We start from the raw sequence: 21,020 nt of genomic DNA, 5'->3' as shown, positions 1-21,020 counted from the left end.
TATGTTACACTTTAACTATGACAAAAGTTGACGTAGTTAGGAAGTTGAATATATGAATAATCGGAAACTGGCCATCATGCGACTGATGGATTCCAGACAGAAGTTTACAGCCCGGGAACTGGCAGAGCGATTTGACGTATCTGTACGTACGATCCAGCGAGATCTGGATGCATTGCAGGCACTGGGTTTTCCTTTGTACACCGAAGTTGGTGTTAACGGGGGATATCGGGTGTTGCCCAATCGGATCTTGCCACCTCTTCAACTGACACAGCAGGAGGCATTAGGACTATTTATGATGCTGGAGTATCTACAGCAAGTCCCGGATTTTCCGTACGGTTCCATGCGTGAACATCTGGCTGAACAGTATTTCTCCACTTTGCCTCAGGATGTACAGGACCTCATTATGCGGATGAGAGAGCATATCACTTTTGTCCAGTATCCCGGTGAGCATGCCGAACCTTTAACAACCGAGATATTGGGTGCAGCGGTGGAAAAGAGAGAAATCCAGTTTATGTATCATGCCCGCAATGGTCATAAAAAAGTCCGGGTCTTTCCCTATGGCATCTACTATGGGCAGGGGTATTGGTACATGCCAGCACGAAATAAGGATCGCGTGTTGTTGTATCGGGTGGATCGCATGCAGCAGTTGGTTGTAATGGAATCGGTTGATGAATCTGTTCCAAGCCTGAAGGCGTGGCTAGATGCCAAAGAAGACAGAGCAAGCGTAGAAGCGGTGCTGCAATTCACGGAATTTGGAGCAAGGATGGCCGCTTCAGATGTGTTGTTCAAGTCGGTTGAAGGCAACGAGTGGCGTGGAATGGTTCCGCCCGAGGAGTTTTCTTTTACAGCACGAAAGTTACTCTCCTATGGCCCGGAAGTGAAAGTGATCTCGCCCCCTGAATTGAAACAACAGGTTAGAGAGTTACTCGAACGGAGCATAAGTCAGTATGGCAGGGGATAAAAAGCTATATACGCTCGATATTTGGGTAGTAAGAAAAAGATAAGAGAGGTGTGTAGAGATATGAGCACAATGTGGACTAAAGACATCATCCCGACTGTATCCAATAAAGTGGTGATTGTGACAGGTTCGAACGGTGGGTTGGGGTATGAAACGGCATTAGCGTTAGCTGAAAAAGGTGCGAAAGTTATCCTTGCTGTCCGTAATGTGGAAAAAGGTGAAAAGGCAGCTAACCAGATAAAGTCGTCTGTACGTGTAGCTGGAGAGGTCATCGTTATGCACCTTGACCTTAGTGATTTAGCCAGTATCCGTAAGTTCGCAGCCGCGTTTCTTGAGCAATACGATTCCTTGTCCATTCTCGTTAATAATGCAGGCATTATGAATCCTCCATTCCAGTTGACGAAGGATGGCTTTGAGTTGCAGTTTGGTAGCAATCATCTAGGGCATTTTGCGCTTACGGGCCTGCTATTGCCCCGATTGATTTCTACTCCAAAATCGAGAGTGGTTACTCTAAGCAGTTTGGCAGCGGGTAATGGTGCAATTGATTTTAATAATTTGGATGGCTCCAAAGGATATGCTCCCATGAAGTTCTACAGTCAAAGCAAGCTGGCCAATCTGATGTTTGCAAGAGAACTGCAGAATAAGTTTAATTCCGCCCATATGGATTCTATGAGTATCGCGGCTCATCCAGGAATTTCGAATACCAATCTGTTCTCCTTCGGTTCGGGGAAACCGGCGAATATATTCATGCGGAGTCTTCTGAAAATCATTAGTCAACCTGCTCACATGGGGGCATTACCTACCTTGTACGCTGCAACAGATCCAACGATTACGGGAGGAGAGTATATTGCTCCTGGCGGTATTGGTGGTACTAAGGGCTATCCCAAGACCGCCAAGGTTATCAAAAAATTATATAATGCCGACATTTCAAACAAGCTATGGAGCGTTTCGGAAGAATTAACAGGGGTTTATTACCGATTTGACGTGTAGATTTTGCCATTAAGATAATTATTCCTTATTATGGTATAGATAGTTGAAGTTCTTCAGCACGAATATGAATGGGGGGGCTACCATGATTCGATTCATAAGAAGTTTCACGACCCGCTCTATGCAGAGTCCATGTGATGAACAACGGCGGTTGTTTGCATAGAGCCTGAAATTCATTTCCGCCATACCATTGTAGTGCATTTCAATGTGTTCATCGTAAGACTCTGCTGCCTTAAAGATTTTAACTTTTAAGGAGTGGAGCAACATGAAATATATTAATGCGGATACCATCTTCCCGGAAGAATTGCTCCGAGAAATACAGCGTCATATCCCCGGAGGCCTGATCTATATTCCGAGGCCCAAGGATGCCCACAAGAAGTGGGGCGAGAACTCGGGTGGCCGAAGGGTTATTCGGGAACGGAACGTTGAAATCTGCCAGCTTTTTGCTGCGGGAGCGACCATTGATCAGCTTGCAGAGCAATTCTGTTTATCCGTGGATAGCATCAAGAAAATTGTATATTGCAAAAAGGCATGAAACTATAGAAGCTACGTTCGAGCCATCGAATGTGGCTTTTTTCTTGTAAAGAAGAATAAAGAATGGTTATGAAGGATTCTTTATATATTCGGGGCTGGTGATATTGCGTACAATTCATATGACGGTGCAAGGATGCGTGAGGGAGTTCTTGAAATACGTATTCAAATTATCTGACAGGGTTGGTGAATATGAATATAGAAGTGAAATTAACGAATAAGGACGAGGCGTATGTGATTAAAAATATGTACCCGCTATATCTTCATGATCTATCCGGTCATTACGGTCTAGGTGGAGAGCATACCCCGAATGAACACGGCATTTTCGAACCAAGTCCTGAGTATAAAACGTTACAGGATCAGTATGATGTACAGAACATCTGGTGGGAACAACCGGAGTGTCTTTATCCGTTTCTGATGATTGTGGATGGCATTCCAGCAGGGTTTGCATTCGTAGCCACGCCTCCTCATTGCTCACAAGGAATAGACTTCTTCGTACATGATTTCTTTCTGATGCAGCCGTTTCGAGGGGTAGGCGTGGCTGAACACGCAGCGTCGACAATCTTCGGAATGTTTAGAGGAAGATGGGAGTTGTTCACCAATCCATCGGAGAACAATAAGATCGGCCAGTCTTTCTGGCGGAAAACGGTGGCTAATTATACCGAAGGTCACTATCGGGAAATGTATGGGCAAACGTTCGACGGCTATAAATTAATTTTCCAATTCTCCAATCATCTCTGAACTAAATTTACTGGTCTAATAAAAGAAAAGAGAGAGAACGTCCTCCTTGCGGGAACGTCTCTCCCTCTCTGTACTTCCTCCTATAGTTTACCGCTGAAATAGTGATACTCTGAATTCACCTCAAAACCTACACTACGGTACAGATTCAAAGCGCGTTCGTTCTCGGTAACAACGGATAGGCGAATATCTGTATAGTGTTGTTTCCTTAGGAGATTCACCAGAATATGAAGCGCAGTGCGTCCTATTTTTCGACCCTGATAAGCGGGTAAAATACAGAAGTTATGAATAAATGCAGTTGTTGCATTAATGGAGTTGACCCGTACCAGTCCAACAGGCTGTTGATCCTGCCATGCAATATAGGTAACTCGGGTGGGTTCATTCGTTTGCATAAAGTAATTGCGTGTCCAGTCCTCCGAATCTCCAAAAGCCTGGGATGTGCAAGTGACCATAAACTCCATATCCTTGGCTTCTGCCACGGACAACGTTAGTTCAGGCGATTCCACAACCCCAACGACTTGATTCACAAGTTGCATCGAATACTCCGCACGATCATAAATGGCTCCAAGGGACTGGGCAGTAAGAACACCCGAGGATAAGCCCTGAGGAACGCGATAACTGAGTTGATTAATCCCCTGTGGTTTCATGTCCAGGATGGCTTGTTTCAGTAGGCGGCTGAATACACCTTGGCGACGATAATGCGGATGTACGATGGCATTAATATTCCCGGTTACGCTGTCAGAATTATACCAACTGAGGAGTCCTACCAATTCATCTTCACAATAACAAAGGAGCGCGTGGTCTCCGTCTTTTTGGCTGATATGGTCAAGATCTGCTTTCAGATGAATGGAATCGAGCAGTTTACATTGTTGTTCGAGCAAAATAATAGCATCAATCTGTTCCTTGGAGTCATAGACCATGGGTACGATTTGATAAATTGACATAGCTTTCACACCTTCATTGTTGAAGGAAACACGCAGTTATTGGACCCGCAGGCGCTATCCTTCGAGAGTTGGTCCATTTGTAATTTTAATCATCATCATCATTATCGCCTCCAAATCACTTCTCGATGACTATAACATAATCTATTACGAAAGGGGCATGTGTTTGTTCGGATGTGTCCAATAACTGGACATTATATCCTATTAAAGGGATAATTGAGAGTAATACAGACGAGAAAGGGAGGGGTTAACCATGCGTAAGTTCGTTTATGTGATGGGTACATTATTTCTTTCCGCCGCCATGTTAATGGGGTGTACACCATCTGAACCAGCAGAAACCACTGAACCTGTCACTCCACCAACAACGGAACAACCGAGTGATATGAGTGATCAGAAGGCGACGGCGGAGGAGCAGCAACAAGCGCTCGAAATGTCGCTGGAGTATAAGACAACAGAACTCACCGTGGATGGCAAGGACTATGAGGATACGTTAGAGATGGAAGGGTTATTGGCCAAAGGAGAGACTATGAAGCCATTCCTAACCTCCAGAAATTATGAGGCTTACATGGCTAATCGATATATTGTCTTACCTCTTCAGGTTGCACACATCGAACAAGCGAACTTGCATCCTGAAAATATTGAAACCAAGATCAAAGACAGCAAGAGCGACTGGATTCTGGTGGAGTACACGCTCGATCTGAAATTCACAGACGAGAACGGAAAGGAGATCAATTCTATTCCGCTATCGGGCGATATCACCTTTTTGCAGGATAAGGGAGAATGGCGCATACAGGATGATACGTACAATAGGGATGCATTCGCAGACATCATTAATAGTTCTCTATAGTTCATGAAGTGGTTGTGTATCCGGTACGTTATGCACACCCCTATGGGTCGATGCAGCGGCATATGCCGGTCATTATAAAATAGCGACCGAGAGCTAGCAGCCACTAGCCAGTTTGGCTGGAGATTACGCTGGGTTTGCACCAGCGTTCTCAGTCTGAGATAGATGTAATCTCTATCTGAAATGGTGCAGCAGAAAGTACCGCTTCTTCAGTTTTAACTCCTGAAAAAACGGCCTTTCCCCGAAATTTTAATTGTAGATGAAGGTGGCTAAACCTAAATTCTCTCTTCCATTTTTGGCCTAGTAATTAGTCCGCCCAAACGTGGCATCACCCTTCACTGTTGCGCTGCTAGTTGCATTGACAGCATCCAACTGCAGTACATAATCATAATGCCGGATGTAATATCCTGGCTGACTGTATGATTGAAGGGATACTTTGGTGCTGTCAGCCCAACCAGGGCTGCTCAAGAACGTGGCATCTCCCTTGTAGGCAGCGGTATCAGCGTAGGCTTCAAGTACAATTTTGTTGCTGGTGTTGCGCTTCAGAAAGTAGCCTGGGAAGTTAATGGACTCCAGTGATATTCCTGTGGAACTCGCTAGACCCGGTACGACGCGGAACTGGGAATCCAGCGCAGGAGAGACATTAGCGTCAATCCGTGCGATGTAGTTGGCATGACGGATGTATCGATCCGGAACGTTGTGTGAACTGAAGCGGCTGTACCCTGTAGCTTCCGGTGTGGCTGGACCCAACATTTTGACCTCGTGCAGGGTTGGGGTGTACCAGTTCCCCGGATTATTCCACAAGACGGCGTTCACCATATTAATTCGGACATAACGTGCGGTGAAATGCACAGCGTCCGTGGTGAAACCATAGGTCAGATTGTTGGTGCGATCCAATGTGGAGTAATTGATACCGTCGTTGCTAATTTCGATTTTATATTTGTAGTACCCCTCGGAACCTTTATACATAAACCAGGACGTATCGATCTCCGTGATCGTCTTCGGTGCGCCGAAGTCCACCTGCCACCATGCAGGCCAGCTATTGGAGGAAGCTACCCAAGACGTCTGGTAGTTCCCGTCATTGACGTTGGATGCGGATGAGCCGGAGGCTGTGGAGATGGCGGTAGCTGTTTTGCCTTGTGCATGGTTGACGAGCGCAGGTGGGGTTACGATGCCTGTCGCTGCGTCGATATTCCACGTTGTATACCACTCCAGTGATGCTGTTCCATTCGAATCATTCAAGGTTAGCGGTAGCCAGATATGTTTGTGCTCTCCAATACTCATGGGGTTCCAGCGGTCTGCCATGTAGATGTAGGATGTGGTGCTGCTGCCTGTAATCGTGGCAATATCATGAATCTGCGAACCGAAGGCAGATGGATTGCCATATGGTGTAATTGCAGTCCACGGGCCCGCCATGGAAGTTGCTGTAGCATATGCCCCCTGATTCGGATACCAGCCAGCGGCTTGGGAGGTGAAGAGGTAGTAACGGTTTCCTTTTTTCACAACGGCAGGCGCTTCGCGGTAGGCATTCTCGAACAGCCAGCCTTCGAAGGATTGTATTCCGGTGTAACTTGCATTCATTTTGAAAATAGCCATCGAATCATTGGCACCGCCATTTTTGCGTGAAGCAGTAACCAGATAACCTGTGCCATCTGTATCAACAAAGACGGTCATGTCACGGGATTCATAATTGAGTGGGCGGAAGCTGCCCTCATAGGTGAATTTGCCATTTGGGGTATTACTTGTTGCCACCGCTACACGCCCGAGGTTGTAGTCTGTGCCATTCTCATAGTGTGCCCAGAGCACATACTGGTTGGTTGATGCATTATAGATGACTTTGGGGCGTTCAATCTTGCTGGAGGCCAGCTCGGTTGCGGAATCTTTCGTCAGGATGGCGTTGCTGAAAGTCCAGTTCTTCAGATCGGTGGAGGTGTAGACGTTCACGCTGTCGAATCTGCCGCTCACCGCATGTTCACCGTACAGATAATACATCGAACCTACCTGTAGAATGTTGCCGCTGTTCGCATGGATGGGATTGCCTGCGGTGTCGAGCCAATCGGTACCGTTGGTTATCGTGACACTTGCTGCGCTTGTTCGTTCAGGATGAAGTCCAAACAGGGTGAACGTGAGTGCAAAGACCAGTAACCAGACCGCTTTCCTGTTACCCATTACATACACCTCCACAGATAATAGAAATATAAAAGCGTTTTCATTTATATTGTAGTTGATTTACAATCTTTGGCAAGTGAACATTTCAATGAGAGATGAACTCAGCAGCAGGCAGAGGGCAAGAGCAGCAAGAGCGAGGGCACGAATGCAGAATGAAAATGAAACTGCCTGGTGTCATAAGGAGGGCTAGCCAGCGAACCTGCTGGAGCTTCGGCTACGCTCGGAGGATATACGGATATGATGGCTATCGCTGAACGGAGTGTCCTTACCGAATAGGAGAGCAACATTTTGTATGTCGTCTCGTGATATAACTGTCTTGTGCCCGTGACGGGTGCTACTTATTAAGTAGGGGGATGACGTTATGAACGAGATATGCAGAAGACTTGAAGGGCAGATGGCCTTGGTAACAGGAGCAAGCAGAGGCATCGGTCGCAGTATTGCAATGCGTCTGGCACAGGAGGGTGCACATGTGCTTGTGCACTTCGGGACACGACAAGACGAAGCGGAGCAGGTTGTGCGGCATATTACAGAACATGGTGGACAGGCGCAAGCCATTGGAGCGGATTTGCGCACGCTGGATGGAATTCATGCATTATTTGCGCAGGTCGATGATGCTGTTCGGAAGCATGGACGAGATGGCAGTCTGGATATTCTGGTAAATAATGCAGGCATCGGGCAGATTCTTGGTCTGGAGGAGACGACAGAAGCTTCCTTCGACGAAGTGATGAACATAAATGTCAAAGCCCCCCTGTTTGTCAGCCAGCAGGCCGTTCCGCGTCTGCGGGATGGCGGGCGAATCATTAATATTTCTTCTTTTGTTACACGAGTGGCTTCCCCGGGCGTGTTCGCCTATAGCATGACGAAGGGGGCGGTGGATATCCTCACCAAGCTACTGGCCAAAGAGCTGGGAAGTCGCCAGATTACGGTCAACGCGATCCAGCCAGGCATTATTAATACCGAGATGAATGCAGCCACACTCACGAACCCGCAAGGACAGGCATATGCAACAGGTTTGTCTGTTCTTAATCGCTGGGGAGAGCCTGAAGATGTCGCAGATGTAGCTGCATTTCTTGCGTCAGCAGACAGCCGCTGGGTTACCGGACAATGTCTCGATGCCAGTGGGGGATCACATCTCTAACATTGCTTGCAGTGTGATGGGCTCCGCGTAATGCTGCTCCATATCATGTATCACATGAACTGACAGGATAAGGAGGCAATGATTCTCAACAAAAGAGCAAACAAGGGATAACGACCTGCTAAAGGCCTGTTATCCCTTGTTTTGTAACCGGATGAGGTAGATCTGTTGCTTGGTATGATTTTCTATCTTTTTGTTGCATTTGCGTAGTTCTCTTTGTATGGTAGCTGCACGGTCCGCTACCCTTGAATCGAATTTCCGATGTAATTCTGCTATTTATGACCTTTACGAACCTTGAGCTGCATCTTTTTGATCGTTGTATTCTGCATAAGCTCCAGTACGAGTGGTCCTTTGCCATTCAGAATCTCCACATCTGTTACATTGTCTTGAATGGTAATGATCCCAATATCGTCTGCAGCAACGCCTTCAAGCTTGGCGATGGTACCTACAAAGTCTACGGCACGAAGTTTCTTTTTCTTGCCTCCGTTGAAGTTCAGCTTCATGATCTGTTGGTTCAACTGTTCGCGCTTGTCCTTTTTACGTTCAGGCACGATCTTCAATCGCTTCTCAAAATCTTCTCTGCGGCGATCCACAGCTTCCTCGGAAGGAGCTTTCACAACAGGAATTTCGAAACCGATATAGGATTCAATCTCGGCCAGACGTCGGCCATCTTTCGGTGTAATCAACGTAATGGCTTTACCTGTTTTGCCTGCGCGTCCCGTACGGCCTGTGCGGTGAACATATCCCTCTTTTTCCAAAGGAATATCGTAATTGATGACATGAGTAATATTCGTGATATCAATACCACGTGCGGCTACGTCCGTCGCGATTAGATAACGGAATTGTCCCCGTCTGAAGGCGTTCATGACTTCGATCCGCTCATCCTGCTCCATGCCACCATGGATACGATCTGCTGGATAATCCAAGTCAGCCATGACCCGGAACAGTTTATCTACATTCTCCTGCGTACGGCAGAACACGATGCAGCTATCCGGATTTTCCACAATGAACAAGTCCTGAAGCAGCGCGGTTTTGTTCACCTCTGGCACGTTAATCACAGCATGTTCAATCGTGGCTGTTGTCAGTCCACTTGCTTTGATCTCGATTTCCACTGGCTTGTTCATGTATTTGCGTGACAGCTTGGCTACATCTTCAGGGAACGTAGCGGAGAACAACATCGTCACTCGCTCCTGCGGCAGTTTCTGAATGATCGCTTGTACCGTCTCGATAAAGCCCATATTCAACATCTCATCGGCCTCGTCAATAACGAGATAGGCGATCCGATCGAGTGGCAGCGTGCCGCGTTCGATATGATCCAGTACCCGACCTGGCGTACCTACAGCGACATGTGTTCTTTGTTTTAACTCGGCTTTTTGGATATGAAAAGGGGACTGTCCGTATAGTGCGGTTGCTTTAATACGCTTAAAGCGGCCGATATTTGTAATATCTTCGTTAACCTGCAAAGCCAGTTCCCGGGTTGGCGTAAGAATCAAAGCCTGTGGCTTATTTTCATTCCAATCTACCAGCTCGCAGAGCGGAATGCCGTAAGCAGCTGTTTTACCGCTACCCGTCTGTGATTTCACCACAAGATCCTGATTCTCCAGTGCTACCGGTATAACTTTAGTTTGCACCTCGGTTGGTGTCTCATAGCCCAGACTGTCCAGTGCTTTTACGATCTCTTCACCAAGTCCATAATCTTTAAATTGTTGCTCGCTCATCGTTTACCTCTTTTGCGTTAGTTTTTGTACAATTATTGCACCGTACATTTATCGTATACCTTTTCATTATACTCTATATGCAGGCAGGCTAACGGAGTAAATGCATCAAGTGATTAAATTGTTTTCATCCATTCCGATATGAGGAGTAAAGGGGTTGCTGTTCGTAGGTGTATCATAACGTTCCACGTGAAACGAAATGTATCGGTGGATTTTGCTGTTTGTTAATGAATGACCATTTTCACAGCCTGGGTTTGGGGAGGGTAAGATTGAGCGATTATTCCACCAATCCATACGTCTGCACTTCGACCAACGAGTGTCTCATCCAAAGAGACGGTGAAAGTCTCTCCTTCGATGATGAGTTCAGCATCCGTGTTGAGCGAGATCCAAATCGGTCCTGATTCAACACCTCCATCTTCTTTATTCTCGATGAGTACCTGACCTCTTTCTTCCTCAAAATCCGTAATCATTCCTCGCACATGTGGCTTCTCTTCCCCCTGTTCCTCGGATTTCTCTGCGCATCCGAGCGTTAGCAGAAGTAAGATAACTGGCAATAAGGAAAACCTTCGTACAATGGACATCGAGTTGTTCACCTCTCATCCTTTCTGATTAGACCTATAAACTATGGACGTTACCTGAGACGCACAAGTTCCTGTATATCAATAAAAAGAACCAAAAATATTCCATTCGGTCTGGAACTGGGATATGGAATATGTTAGCATATGGGTAACTTATTGAACGGAGGGATACGTGTGCTAAATTTTTCCCGATTGAGATAGTTTGGCGAGATGTTTGTTTCGCTTGCTGTTTTCTGCCTATGTGCAGCTCATCGGGATTGGTTTGCCATTGTACACGTATGCCGCTAGTCATGAAAGAATCACTCTGTGAAGGGGTTCTTTGATGTACTACTATTTTTTTGTGAGCATTCGGGTATGCCAATATCCAAAATGAACTGCACAGGCGAACATGTCTGTGTTTTTTAGTTTATCCAGGAAAAGGGGAGTGCCTGATATGACAAAATCGAACTCGAATGAACATTTGGCAATTCAAAATAAACTATTATCTTTAGCCGAACAGAACGGACTAATTATGGATAAGGAGTCCTTGGAGATTAACGAGTCGGGTATGGATTTTCGTGTAGCATTCGCCTCGGACGAAGAAGACCGCAGATGGGTTTTGCGCCAGCCGCGACGTGAAGACGTATGGGAGCGAGCCGAGAATGAGCGCAGGGTGCTGGATGTGGTCCGAGGCAGTATACCCGCACAAGTACCCGATTGGCGGATCTGTACGCCAGAGTTGATCGCTTATCCTTTACTGGATGGTGATCCGATTGCAGTTGTCGATCCTGCAGGGGGAGGTTATGTCTGGAAATTCCCCCAGGAAAGTTTATCTGATACGTTTCTCGATTCCTTGGCTGTGAACCTCGTCGCGCTGCATAACATCGATCCACACGAGGCGAAGAAAGGTGGAGTACGGATCAAAACACCTATGGAAGCTCGCAAGGAATTTGCAGCCAATATAGAAGAGGTTAAGCAGAATTTTACGGTGCCAACCGAACTGGTTGAACGTTGGACGATATGGCTGTCTGTAAGTAGCTATTGGCCGCAGCACTCGGCGTTCATCCATGGTGATCTGCATCCGCCGCATATTATTGTCGATAAGGAACAACGCGTAACTGGAATTATTGACTGGACGGAAGCGGAGATTGCTGACCCGGGTAAGGATTTCGTCATTTACTATGCACTCTTTCAGGAGGAAGGACTGCGTGACCTGTTGAGACGTTATGAGAAGGCAGGAGGAAGAACATGGCCCCGGATGCTGGAGCATATTCGAGAGCAATGGGCAGCCTATCCTGCGATTGTTGCCAAGTTTGCACTAATTACAGGCAAGGAGTCGGACATGGAGATGGCGAGAGGCATGCTCGCAAACTGGGATGTGAAGAGGGGCTGAGCTTGAAGGTATATATCAACCATATCAGGTAAGGGGTGGATGTATGGCACGATTCCGAATGATATGTTGGCTAACAAGTATTGCATTGCTGGTTAGTCTAATGGGATGTACAACACTGTTTGTCAATTCAAGTGATCGTGCGGAGAACGTGCTCTCCCAAGAGCGAATGAAGGAACTACGTGAGGAATATCCACTATCTACGAACACCCCCGCGACGATATCCATGAGAGAAGTAAGCTTTCGAGAGGTCATGACATATGGGGATAGCGTTGTTGTGGCAGAGGTAATGAAAATTTTGCCGAGCTTTAGTGTGGAGCTGAGTACTGAACCGGGCACACCTGAAAGAATGATGGCTGATAAGGATAAAGCTAATGGAATGACACCATACCAACCTAAATTCATTTCCTATGAAGTGAAGGTACATGAAGTAGTAACAGGAGCTGATGTACCGAAGGATACTTTTTTATTTTACAACGCTGACTTCGCAGGTGTGGAGCCTGAACTTAAACCAGGTATGGAGATTATCGCTGTAGTCAAAAAGGGGACGACCGGGAAACAGGTGGATGGATATTCGTTCACCCGCTACGGCACGTATTATATTGTCGATGGTGACTACGTACTTGCCGCCTACGAGGGGGAGTCGGAGGAATTACGTGATTTTACGGAAAAAACAAATGGCATACAGCTGGACTCTTTCATGGATAAAATTAAGAACTTGCCATCAGGCTAAATGTCTTCATTCCCACAGAGCAGTAGAGGAGAGGCAATACGCATAAACATTGGTTGACATAGCAAAGGGCGATCCTGACCATGAGTTCCATGGGAGAATCGCCCTTTTTTCGTTAAGCGTGGTGCGTAACGATTGCTATTTCAAAATGCTCACATATTTCCCGTATACGAATGCTACACGTCCATCGATTTTCACTTTTACCCAGCCATACTTGTCTGTACTAATCACCTCAAGCAGGGTGCCTTTCGGTACGGCAGCAATGACCTTGGCTTTGGATGAAGCACCAGCACGTACGTTCAGGTAAGCCGCTGTAACCTTGGCTTGTTTACCTTTGGTAACGGTACCCGGTTTACCCGTGTTTGGTGTTGAGGGTTTACCAGGTTTCGACGTGCCTGGAGTCGGTGTTGGTTTAGGTACGGTTGGTGTTGTCGGTTTCTCAGGTGTAGGTGTGGTCGTACCTCCATCGCCACCTGCTGCCTTGCGAGCTTTGTTCAGCTGTTGATAGAACGCTCCCTTGGTTTTCACACCTGCGAATTGTGCTGCACTCACATCGGCTTTGGCGGATAGTGCATCAATCTCTTCTTGCGTCACCGCATCCAAAATGTTAATGGAGGCAATGTTGGTGTACTTGCCATCTTCCGTTGTTGGCACAGACATGATGCCATCGTTAATCAACTCCACCACATCTGCACGTTCTGGTGCAGTCAGGTCTACGCCGGTGATTTTCCAGTTGTGCTGAATCTTCGGTTCGTAGACACCTTTCATGACATCTTTCAAATAAGCTATGGACAGGTTGCGAATCGTGCCTTGGATCTCACCAAATGCAGAAGCATCCTTGGAGGACCAGAGCTGCTTGAACTTACGTCCTTCCATGGCGCCGCCTTTGGCAATCAGGGCTTCCATTCGGTAGGCATTCATGCCCAGCTTCAACGTATCGTCTTCTTTGACGGCTACACCGTTGCTGTACTTAAGATTCGTAATCCGACTGCCGTATGGCTTGGTCAGGTCTATCTCATACGTTACGCCGCCGAAGAAATCATCGGTGCTGTATTTGGAAGCACGCCGTTTCGGATCAAAGCTAACGGTAACGTCACCCGGGCGTGTAGAGTTGAAGTACCCTGCAGACCACTCCATATAATCCATCAGATCCCGTCCGGTTACTTCATACACAGTTACTTCACCAAAGGTATATTGGTAGTTGAACGCAATATCCTTTTTCTTGATCGGGCCTACATCCAGCTTGGCCTTGTCGTTATCAATCTGGTGCGCGACCACATCGGCATCACTGTAATGCAACATCACTTCGGTGAAGAAGTCAGACAAAGGTGTTTCCTGGATCTGCACAGCAGGGATACCCTTAATCTCATCGGCAGGCACCAGGTTCGTACCTTTCAGTTCAGCCACTTCAATGTTGGCATCGGCACGAGCGAACTCGTGGAACGGGTGCAAGGTCTCTTCCAGTGCAGGATCGGAGACTTCGTATGTTCCGTCGGCTGCTTTTACAGCGAGTGCTTGAGCTTCTTTGCTTTTCAGCACAACTTTGTCGCCGTCTTTGGCAAATGTCAGGTCAATTCGCGAAATATGTGAGCCATATTTATTCGGTTCGGAGATCAATACACCGTTAACCGTTTGGGATTCAATCAGGGTATGCATGTGTCCGGCAAAAATAGCAGCCAGCTCCGGGTTGGCGTTGGCGATATCCGTCACTCCGGTTCCCGGATTTCCGTTCTCGTTATCCAATCCCATATGCATAAGTCCAACCATAACATCGACTTTGCCTTTCAGCTCGGCAATGGCCTTCTTGGTCTCTTCTACAGGATCTTTGACGATGATACCGTCCAGGTGATCTGTACCTTTCTCGAACTCGGTAATCATCGGTGTGTTCATTCCGATGACACCCACTTTGATGCCGTCTTTCTCAATAATCGTATAGGCAGGCATGTAGCGGTCGCCGTTTTCTTTGAAAATGTTACCTACGAGAGGCTGTCCATTGAATTGGGAAGAGATCTTCTCCAGTACGTCCAGTCCAAAGTTAAACTCATGGTTACCCATAACCCATGCGTCATATTTCATTTCATTCATCGCAACCATCATGGGAGATTGAGGTTGATCATTGAATAACTCAGCGGAGTTATCCTGAATCATGTCCCCTGCATCCAGCAGAATCGTATTGGGATTCTCGGCACGCACTTTTTTCACAATGGTATAGAGCTGCGTCATGCTGCCGGTTGGGTTTGGACCGTCCAGAGCATAGTCCCATGGCATAAATCGGCCATGAATATCCGATGTACCCAGCAACGTGATCTTGGTTTCCTTGTCTGCCTCAGCAGCCTGAGCTGGAGTAGAAGCAAAAGGGGCGAACAAAATGGAGGCACATAAAAGGAACGATAAAGGCCATCCGGCGAAACGTTTTGTTGAAATTTTGCGCATGTTGTAATCTCCCTTGTTATCTAGTGTATGTAAAGATATGTGTCATTTTATACTAGATAAACATGTGGTAAATGTAAACTCCAATGTAAGCGTTATGTTGGATTTAAGAGAGAAATCTATAAATATAGCTAACTATTAATTTACGATTTTTGAAAATAGTATAATTTGCAGGTGTTAAAGACCAAAATTATCCAGTAAAATGGTTTTTGTAAGCGCTTAACAATTCTAAATAATGATTAAGGAGGAATTTCATTGTTCAAGTCCAAGTGGTTCAAGACGGTTGGTTCACTAGCATTGGTAGGCGTTCTCGCTGCTTCGGTTGCAGCTGGTAGTGTGAGCGCTGGTTTGGCAAAAGGTAGCAAATTTTTAGGCAATATTATCGCTAGCCAGGTTCCTTCGAATTTTAGCCCTTATTGGAACCAGGTAACTCCAGAGAACTCCACCAAGTGGGATGCTGTGGAAGGTACACGCAACGTGATGAACTGGGGTCAGGCAGATATGGCCTACAACTATGCGGTCAACAACAATTTTCCGTTCAAATTCCATACGCTCGTATGGGGAAATCAGCAGCCAAACTGGATTAACAGTCTCTCTGCCGCAGATCAGAAGGCTGAAGTGACACAATGGATTAACGCCGCAGGCCAGCGGTATCCGAAGGCAGCATATGTGGATGTCGTCAATGAGCCGCTTCATGCCAAGCCTTCATATCGCAACGCGATTGGTGGAGATGGGGCCACTGGCTGGGATTGGGTCATCTGGTCATTCCAGCAGGCGAGACAAGCCTTCCCTAACGCCAAATTGTTGATCAATGAATACGGAATTATCGGTGATCCGGCTAAAGCGGACCAATATATCCAGATTATCAACCTTCTGAAAAACAGAGGTCTAGTGGATGGTATTGGTATCCAAGCACATTACTTTAATATGGACAACGTCTCTGTGAGTACGATGAACACAGTACTGAATAAGCTGGCTGCGACAGGTCTGCCGGTCTATGTATCCGAACTGGATATGACGGGCGATGATAATACGCAGTTGCAGCGCTATCAGCAGAAATTCCCTGTACTGTGGAAGCATGCTGCTGTTAAAGGCGTAACACTGTGGGGCTACAACCAGAACCAAACGTGGGTAAACGGTTCGCATCTGGTTAATAGCAACGGTACAGAACGTCCAGCGCTGCAATGGTTGAGAAATTATCTGGCGAACAACCCTTAAGCGTGCATTTTGACGAGTCTGAGTTTCCCTTGTGAAATTCGTTATTATATAACACCAAATAGCGCCTGTTCCACATGTTAAGCATGGGAATATGGCGCTATTGGTGTGAGTATGCTTTGTTTCAACTGAGGTTTGTTACTTCGGTTGAATAACCATGCTGTTGAAGGAATCAGCTTCCAACTCCAGACGAAGGGTGTGTCCTTCATATGCCAGATACAAGTCGCGACGATCCTGGAATGGATTGTTGATGACAATGACGAGACTGTTATCCGGGTTGCGGAAAGCCACAGATTTACCGCTCCAGGCCCCAGACAGGCCGACTCTTCGAGCACCAGGGACCACATGATGAGCGAAGTGTTTCATCACATAATACTCCGGGTTTCGAGTAACCTCCTTATTGTCCGGATCTACGGTCATCATGGAGTTCTGCTCCCAGCCCCATGTGCTGCGGCCTTTCGGTTCCAGAACCATGTTCCAGTAGATGTACGCGTTCACGCCGTTGCTGAAGTAATGCTGGTAGAGGTTATATACGTATTTGGCGTAGTTCCAAGAGTTGTTGCCATCGCCGCATTCGTTCTCGGTCTGCATATAACGTAGCTCCGGATAACTTGCCGAGGTACGTTGAATGGCATTTTTGCCAGCCCATTGATACCCAACACCTTTGATATAGGAATAGGCCTTTGGATCACTCAGGACAAGTCCGGCGTACTCGTCGAAGTCGTTTGTTTTTTTCTTGATCAATTCTTCCCATGGATCAGGGGCGTTGATCGTGCCCAGCCAGATCTCCGTATCCAGACCGTGTTTGTCAAAAGCCGGCCCCAGATAATCGGCGATAAACTCACGAAGCTGCTCGCCTGTCCACATGCAAGAAGGGAATTTCTGATCTGCAATGACTTCGTTCTGCACATGCACCTGATGGATGGTAATGCCTGCATCACGATAAGCCTGTACGAATTTTACGAAATACAGGGCGTAGGCCTCCAGAATATCTTTCTCCCAACGAAGTGTGCCGTAGTTATAGGCTTTGGGCGACTTCATCCATGTTGGCGGGCTCCAAGGGGAGGCGAAGAATTGCAGGTTCGGGTTATAACTCAGAGCTTCTTTGATGTAGGGAATCAGATATTTGAAATCACGTTCGATCGAAAAATGTTCCATGGCCACGTCACCGTCCACCTCGTTGTGGCTATACCACTGCTCTGCATAATCACTTGCGCCGATGGGCAGGCGGCAGATGTTAAACTTGTGCTCACCCTCCGGATGGAAGAGGGAATGAAATACCTCATGGCGCTGCTCCTCGCTCAAGTGAGACAGAGCCATATAACCAAGCTCGTTGAAACATCCGCCGAATCCTTCCACAAGCTGATGCTGCTCACCCGTGAGTTTTAAGTTAGCGCTTTCATTTGTCGACGCAAAAGATAACTCTTTCCATGGACTATCTTGGGTTGTTGAATAACCAGTGAACGTAAATGTCATATAATTTTCCTCCTCGCGTGGACTCCAGCTGTCATCTATATTACGTTCAGTATAACAACACTCGCGGCAAAAGAAGATATGCTAAACCGTGTAAAATTTGCCCTAATCCGAGATAGAGCGTTACAAGTTCATGCTCGTACAGACAGTTGATACGGGTGCATTTACTTATGATTGATTCTATCCATATACCACTATCCAATGTCGTAGCACTATTGTCATAACACATGAAAAATCCCCGCTGATCGTTCAAGGCGGGGACTTTGCTATGTTTCTCATATTCTCTTATGGCTGAAACTGAACGTGAGATACGACTTAAGGCTGTACACGATCACCGAGCTGTTTATTTTCAAAAATCAGAATCGTTTTACTGCTACCGATGTAACCAACAGAGGCATTGAATTGCTCTGAAATAAAGCGAACAGGAACAAAAGCTTTGCCATTCCTCATCATTAGAGGAGCATCATTGATCGCAAGTGTATCGTCCACGATAACCTGCTTGTTGCCCACGCTCCAGCGTATCGTTTTGTCATTCTGTGTGATCACGGCTTCGCGCGTACCGCTGTTCCAGTTCACACTGGCGTTTAATTGCTCCGAGACAAAGCGCAGAGGTACATAGGTCCGCCCTTCATCGATAAAAGGTGCAGCATCCAGTGCATAAGCACGATCTCCTACATAGGCAGTGGTAGACCCTTCCATCAGCCGCTGGAGGCCGCCTTGCGGCGTCCGTTTCTGCTCCCGCACATTCATCCGGTTCAGAATCTGCATTGTCTGACTGCCACTTGTGACATCCAGATAATTGTTCTGCACGGTAAGCCCCGCAGGCTCAACCTCTGGGACAGATGTCTGAATACCTGAGGATAACAAGGTCGACGCTGAGATATCCTGAATGGCGTTCGTCGCAGACTGATCACGGGTAAACGTAAAACCTGCAATCGGTGTCAGATCCCACACCCGGTTGTTGGATAATTTTAATACGTCCAAACTTGATAGTTGCCGAAGAGGTTCCAGATCATAGATCTGATTGGATTCTGCATTCAGTTCCTTCAGACCAGTCAGTCCCTCAAGCCCCTTGAGGTGTTGTACTTGGTTACCAGAGATATCAAGTGTCCGAAGACGTGTCAGGTGCTCCAGTGGTGTCAGGTCCGTAATGTGATTGCCTGCTACATTCAGATTCCGCAGGGTATTTGGCAATTCAGCCAGTAGTTCCAGTGTCTGAATCTGGTTGTTTGCAACATTGAGTTGTTGGAGCCGTTTCTTACCCATGAGCGGCGTCAGATCACTAATGGAATTGTTTGAAATCTCAAGCCATTTCAGTGCATCCGTATCGGAGAGGGCTGCAAGACTGGCAATCTGGTTACCGCTGGCGTGGAACGTATGTAATCGGTTGAACCCACGTACAACCTCTATGGATGAAATGGAATTGTTGCTGATATACAGCCGTCCCAAGTCTTTCAATTCAGCAAGTGCGTCTATGGATGTAATGTAATTGTTGCGAACATCGATCTCGCGAAGCTGGGTTAGGTGCTCCAGCGGTGTGAGATCCTCAATCTCATTCCCATATAATCGGAGGTGAGTCAGGTTGGTCGCATATTCCAGACCGGACAGGCTCTGAATACCTGCATTGCTCAGGTCCACCACTTCAAGCTGCTCCAGATCAGATGAAGTCAGTGGATCATCGAGAGGTTTATTCAGGATTAGCTTCAATCCGTCTTCAAGTAAGGGATCCTCAATGATTCCCTCGCCCGAGTCTGTAGTTGTGTAAGCCATGGCTTGCCCCGATGCCCCGAGACTTAGGATGAATACTAGAAATAATAGAGTCACTCTTCTCATTGCATGTATTTCCTCCGATTTTTAGAATTATAAAATAATCCGAACGATTGAGTTAGATAAGTATCGCATTTCCACCATAACAGAAGGTTGTTATGCCTACGGAGTGTTGCGTGTAGATTGAACAATTTAATGTATGCAGACTCGGCTAAAAACACATCTATAGTTATTAACCCGTCAACAGGAAAAAGGAACACGGAATTTCATAAGGGGTATTCTCTTACTTCTATTCTATATGAAACAAGTCCTGCTCTGCACTCTTCAGAGACATGTTTATCAAAAAAATAAAGCATCCCTTGCTTGACCCTATTCAACCCACCCTTGAAACGGGTAAAGATGGAGTAAAGATGCCAATTTGGAGGGGAAGATGTGAGTATGCGCCAAGCCATGATCATTAGCAATCCGTCGTCAGGTAAGGAAGAGGCCGATCAGTATGTGTCTCAAGTCAGAGAAATTCTGGAGTCGCAGCAGTATGAGGTAGTTATTAACGAGACGGCCGGAGAAGGTGATGCGGTGGGCTATTGCCTGAACGCTTGCAAGGATGGCTGTGATCTGGTCATTTCCATCGGAGGCGATGGAACACTGCATGAGACGATTAATGGCATGATGGATCAGAACCATCGTCCCCGATTGGGCATCGTACCTTTAGGTACGGTGAATGATTTTGCACGTGCGCTGAATATCTCGCTTGACCCGGAGGAGGCCATTCGGCAGTTACGTTCGGATCAGACCCATATCGTGGATATCGGGAAAATTAATGATCGTCTGTTTGCCAACGTGGTAGCAGCAGGTTCTTTGGCCGAAGCTCTATTCTCTGTATCCTCGGAAGAGAAGTCGAAGCTGGGTTCATTCGCGTATCTCAAGGAAGGTTTGAAAGACTTGGTGAATACACCAGCCAATCAACTGACCATTGAATATGACGGTCAGATCTGGGAGGGAGAATCTCCTCTTTTTCTGGCGGCGCTGACCAATTCGGTTGGAGGATTCCAGAAGTTGTCACCGGAGGCTGAGGTGGACGATGGTTTGATCCATTGTTTTGTTGTTCGCAATATTAGTGTGTTCAACAGCCTGACCCTAGGTACTTCCCTGTTTTTTGGCAATCTGAAGGAGCATAAGGATGTGGATTATTTTACAGCCAAAGAAGTTCATGTTCGCTCAGACGAAGCCATTCGCACGAATGTAGACGGTGAGGAAGGTCCTGACCTGCCTATTCATATCACTGTCCTACCAAGACATATTGAGGTTATCGTGCCGGAAGAAGTATAACTTCTTCTTTTGATAAGTATAGGCAGGGATCAAGAACCTATCATTTCTCCATATGAATGTAGGATAAATCTATTGAAACCGATTGCAGATGTGTGTCACAATCAAAAGAAG

General features: G+C 46.7%; 17 protein-coding genes. 10 read left to right on the top strand and 7 right to left on the bottom strand.

Features of this window, described 5'->3' with window-relative positions:
* Positions 1–52: 52 nt before the first annotated feature.
* The 4 genes from MKY85_RS29370 to MKY85_RS29355 all read left to right on the top strand — a co-directional run bounded on the left by MKY85_RS29370 (position 53) and on the right by MKY85_RS29355 (position 3,217).
* The gene (locus tag MKY85_RS29370) at positions 53–961 is read left to right on the top strand and encodes a YafY family protein (protein WP_342571451.1); all 909 of its coding nucleotides are present in this window, start codon (positions 53–55) and stop codon (positions 959–961) included.
* Positions 962–1,021: 60 nt separating this feature from the next.
* The gene (locus MKY85_RS29365; protein WP_342571450.1) at positions 1,022–1,948 is read left to right on the top strand and encodes an oxidoreductase; all 927 of its coding nucleotides are present in this window, start codon (positions 1,022–1,024) and stop codon (positions 1,946–1,948) included.
* A gap of 262 nt (positions 1,949–2,210) precedes the next feature.
* Positions 2,211–2,480: a CD3324 family protein gene (locus tag MKY85_RS29360; RefSeq protein WP_339238787.1), complete on the top strand. Its 270-nt coding sequence runs from the start codon at positions 2,211–2,213 to the stop codon at positions 2,478–2,480.
* Positions 2,481–2,668: 188 nt separating this feature from the next.
* Positions 2,669–3,217: a hypothetical protein gene (locus MKY85_RS29355; RefSeq protein WP_339238786.1), complete on the top strand. Its 549-nt coding sequence runs from the start codon at positions 2,669–2,671 to the stop codon at positions 3,215–3,217.
* 80 nt (positions 3,218–3,297) lie between these two features.
* Here the strand turns inward: MKY85_RS29355 and MKY85_RS29350 are convergent, their stop codons facing one another.
* On the bottom strand, positions 3,298–4,158 hold the full coding sequence (locus MKY85_RS29350) for a GNAT family N-acetyltransferase (protein WP_342571449.1): 861 nt from the start codon (positions 4,156–4,158) through the stop codon (positions 3,298–3,300).
* A gap of 250 nt (positions 4,159–4,408) precedes the next feature.
* Between MKY85_RS29350 and MKY85_RS29345 the strand changes: the two genes are divergently transcribed.
* Positions 4,409–5,002, top strand: a complete 594-nt coding sequence (locus MKY85_RS29345) for a hypothetical protein (RefSeq protein ID WP_342571448.1) — start codon at positions 4,409–4,411, stop codon at positions 5,000–5,002.
* A gap of 297 nt (positions 5,003–5,299) precedes the next feature.
* Here the strand turns inward: MKY85_RS29345 and MKY85_RS29340 are convergent, their stop codons facing one another.
* On the bottom strand, positions 5,300–7,168 hold the full coding sequence (locus tag MKY85_RS29340) for an AbfB domain-containing protein (RefSeq protein ID WP_342571447.1): 1,869 nt from the start codon (positions 7,166–7,168) through the stop codon (positions 5,300–5,302).
* Positions 7,169–7,529: 361 nt separating this feature from the next.
* Between MKY85_RS29340 and MKY85_RS29335 the strand changes: the two genes are divergently transcribed.
* Positions 7,530–8,306, top strand: a complete 777-nt coding sequence (locus tag MKY85_RS29335) for a glucose 1-dehydrogenase (RefSeq protein WP_342571446.1) — start codon at positions 7,530–7,532, stop codon at positions 8,304–8,306.
* A gap of 269 nt (positions 8,307–8,575) precedes the next feature.
* Here the strand turns inward: MKY85_RS29335 and MKY85_RS29330 are convergent, their stop codons facing one another.
* Together MKY85_RS29330 and MKY85_RS29325 are read right to left on the bottom strand one after the other, a co-directional pair.
* Positions 8,576–10,021 (bottom strand): DEAD/DEAH box helicase, encoded by a 1,446-nt coding sequence (locus MKY85_RS29330; protein ID WP_339257983.1) that lies wholly within the window; start codon positions 10,019–10,021, stop codon positions 8,576–8,578.
* Positions 10,022–10,242: 221 nt separating this feature from the next.
* A complete protein-coding gene (locus MKY85_RS29325; RefSeq protein WP_342571445.1) occupies positions 10,243–10,599 on the bottom strand; it encodes a hypothetical protein in 357 nt (118 codons plus the stop codon).
* A gap of 430 nt (positions 10,600–11,029) precedes the next feature.
* On the opposite strand from MKY85_RS29325, the gene MKY85_RS29320 reads away from it, so the two are divergent.
* Both MKY85_RS29320 and MKY85_RS29315 read left to right on the top strand, forming a co-directional pair.
* Positions 11,030–11,968, top strand: coding sequence for a macrolide 2'-phosphotransferase (locus tag MKY85_RS29320; protein ID WP_342571444.1), 939 nt, complete (start codon positions 11,030–11,032; stop codon positions 11,966–11,968).
* Between the two features lie 43 nt (positions 11,969–12,011).
* Positions 12,012–12,698 carry a hypothetical protein gene (locus tag MKY85_RS29315; protein WP_339238772.1) on the top strand — a complete coding sequence of 229 codons (687 nt, stop codon included), beginning with the start codon at positions 12,012–12,014 and terminating at the stop codon, positions 12,696–12,698.
* Positions 12,699–12,833: 135 nt separating this feature from the next.
* Here the strand turns inward: MKY85_RS29315 and MKY85_RS29310 are convergent, their stop codons facing one another.
* Positions 12,834–15,128 carry a 5'-nucleotidase C-terminal domain-containing protein gene (locus MKY85_RS29310; protein ID WP_342571443.1) on the bottom strand — a complete coding sequence of 765 codons (2,295 nt, stop codon included), beginning with the start codon at positions 15,126–15,128 and terminating at the stop codon, positions 12,834–12,836.
* 252 nt (positions 15,129–15,380) lie between these two features.
* On the opposite strand from MKY85_RS29310, the gene MKY85_RS29305 reads away from it, so the two are divergent.
* Positions 15,381–16,343, top strand: a complete 963-nt coding sequence (locus tag MKY85_RS29305; RefSeq protein ID WP_342571442.1) for an endo-1,4-beta-xylanase — start codon at positions 15,381–15,383, stop codon at positions 16,341–16,343.
* Between the two features lie 135 nt (positions 16,344–16,478).
* On the opposite strand, the gene MKY85_RS29300 is transcribed toward MKY85_RS29305, so the two are convergent.
* Both MKY85_RS29300 and MKY85_RS29295 read right to left on the bottom strand, forming a co-directional pair.
* Positions 16,479–17,816, bottom strand: coding sequence for a glycoside hydrolase family 30 protein (locus MKY85_RS29300; RefSeq protein WP_342571441.1), 1,338 nt, complete (start codon positions 17,814–17,816; stop codon positions 16,479–16,481).
* A 312-nt stretch (positions 17,817–18,128) separates the two neighbouring features.
* Complete coding sequence (locus MKY85_RS29295; protein WP_342571440.1) at positions 18,129–19,646, bottom strand: leucine-rich repeat domain-containing protein; 1,518 nt, start codon at positions 19,644–19,646, stop codon at positions 18,129–18,131.
* Between the two features lie 372 nt (positions 19,647–20,018).
* Between MKY85_RS29295 and MKY85_RS29290 the strand changes: the two genes are divergently transcribed.
* Positions 20,019–20,909, top strand: a complete 891-nt coding sequence (locus MKY85_RS29290) for a diacylglycerol kinase family protein (RefSeq protein WP_339261563.1) — start codon at positions 20,019–20,021, stop codon at positions 20,907–20,909.
* The last annotated feature ends 111 nt before the right edge of the window (positions 20,910–21,020 follow it).

This window comes from Paenibacillus sp. FSL R5-0749, assembly GCF_038595085.1.
Lineage (GTDB): Bacteria > Bacillota > Bacilli > Paenibacillales > Paenibacillaceae > Paenibacillus.
The sequence above is the reverse complement of the archived record's forward strand: the minus strand, read 5'-3'. Positions and strand labels throughout refer to the sequence as shown.

Excerpts from the sequence above, each read along its gene's own strand:
- MKY85_RS29340 (WP_342571447.1), bottom strand. The coding sequence starts at position 7,168 with ATGGGTAACAGGAAAGCGGTCTGGTTACTGGTCTTTGCACTCACGTTC.
- MKY85_RS29295 (WP_342571440.1), bottom strand. The coding sequence starts at position 19,646 with ATGAGAAGAGTGACTCTATTATTTCTAGTATTCATCCTAAGTCTCGGG.
- MKY85_RS29365 (WP_342571450.1), top strand. The coding sequence starts at position 1,022 with ATGAGCACAATGTGGACTAAAGACATCATCCCGACTGTATCCAATAAA.
- MKY85_RS29360 (WP_339238787.1), top strand. The coding sequence starts at position 2,211 with ATGAAATATATTAATGCGGATACCATCTTCCCGGAAGAATTGCTCCGA.
- MKY85_RS29315 (WP_339238772.1), top strand. The coding sequence starts at position 12,012 with ATGGCACGATTCCGAATGATATGTTGGCTAACAAGTATTGCATTGCTG.
- MKY85_RS29370 (WP_342571451.1), top strand. The coding sequence starts at position 53 with ATGAATAATCGGAAACTGGCCATCATGCGACTGATGGATTCCAGACAG.
- MKY85_RS29345 (WP_342571448.1), top strand. The coding sequence starts at position 4,409 with ATGCGTAAGTTCGTTTATGTGATGGGTACATTATTTCTTTCCGCCGCC.
- MKY85_RS29320 (WP_342571444.1), top strand. The coding sequence starts at position 11,030 with ATGACAAAATCGAACTCGAATGAACATTTGGCAATTCAAAATAAACTA.
- MKY85_RS29355 (WP_339238786.1), top strand. The coding sequence starts at position 2,669 with ATGAATATAGAAGTGAAATTAACGAATAAGGACGAGGCGTATGTGATT.
- MKY85_RS29350 (WP_342571449.1), bottom strand. The coding sequence starts at position 4,158 with ATGTCAATTTATCAAATCGTACCCATGGTCTATGACTCCAAGGAACAG.
- MKY85_RS29290 (WP_339261563.1), top strand. The coding sequence starts at position 20,019 with ATGCGCCAAGCCATGATCATTAGCAATCCGTCGTCAGGTAAGGAAGAG.
- MKY85_RS29330 (WP_339257983.1), bottom strand. The coding sequence starts at position 10,021 with ATGAGCGAGCAACAATTTAAAGATTATGGACTTGGTGAAGAGATCGTA.
- MKY85_RS29310 (WP_342571443.1), bottom strand. The coding sequence starts at position 15,128 with ATGCGCAAAATTTCAACAAAACGTTTCGCCGGATGGCCTTTATCGTTC.
- MKY85_RS29300 (WP_342571441.1), bottom strand. The coding sequence starts at position 17,816 with ATGACATTTACGTTCACTGGTTATTCAACAACCCAAGATAGTCCATGG.
- MKY85_RS29325 (WP_342571445.1), bottom strand. The coding sequence starts at position 10,599 with ATGTCCATTGTACGAAGGTTTTCCTTATTGCCAGTTATCTTACTTCTG.
- MKY85_RS29335 (WP_342571446.1), top strand. The coding sequence starts at position 7,530 with ATGAACGAGATATGCAGAAGACTTGAAGGGCAGATGGCCTTGGTAACA.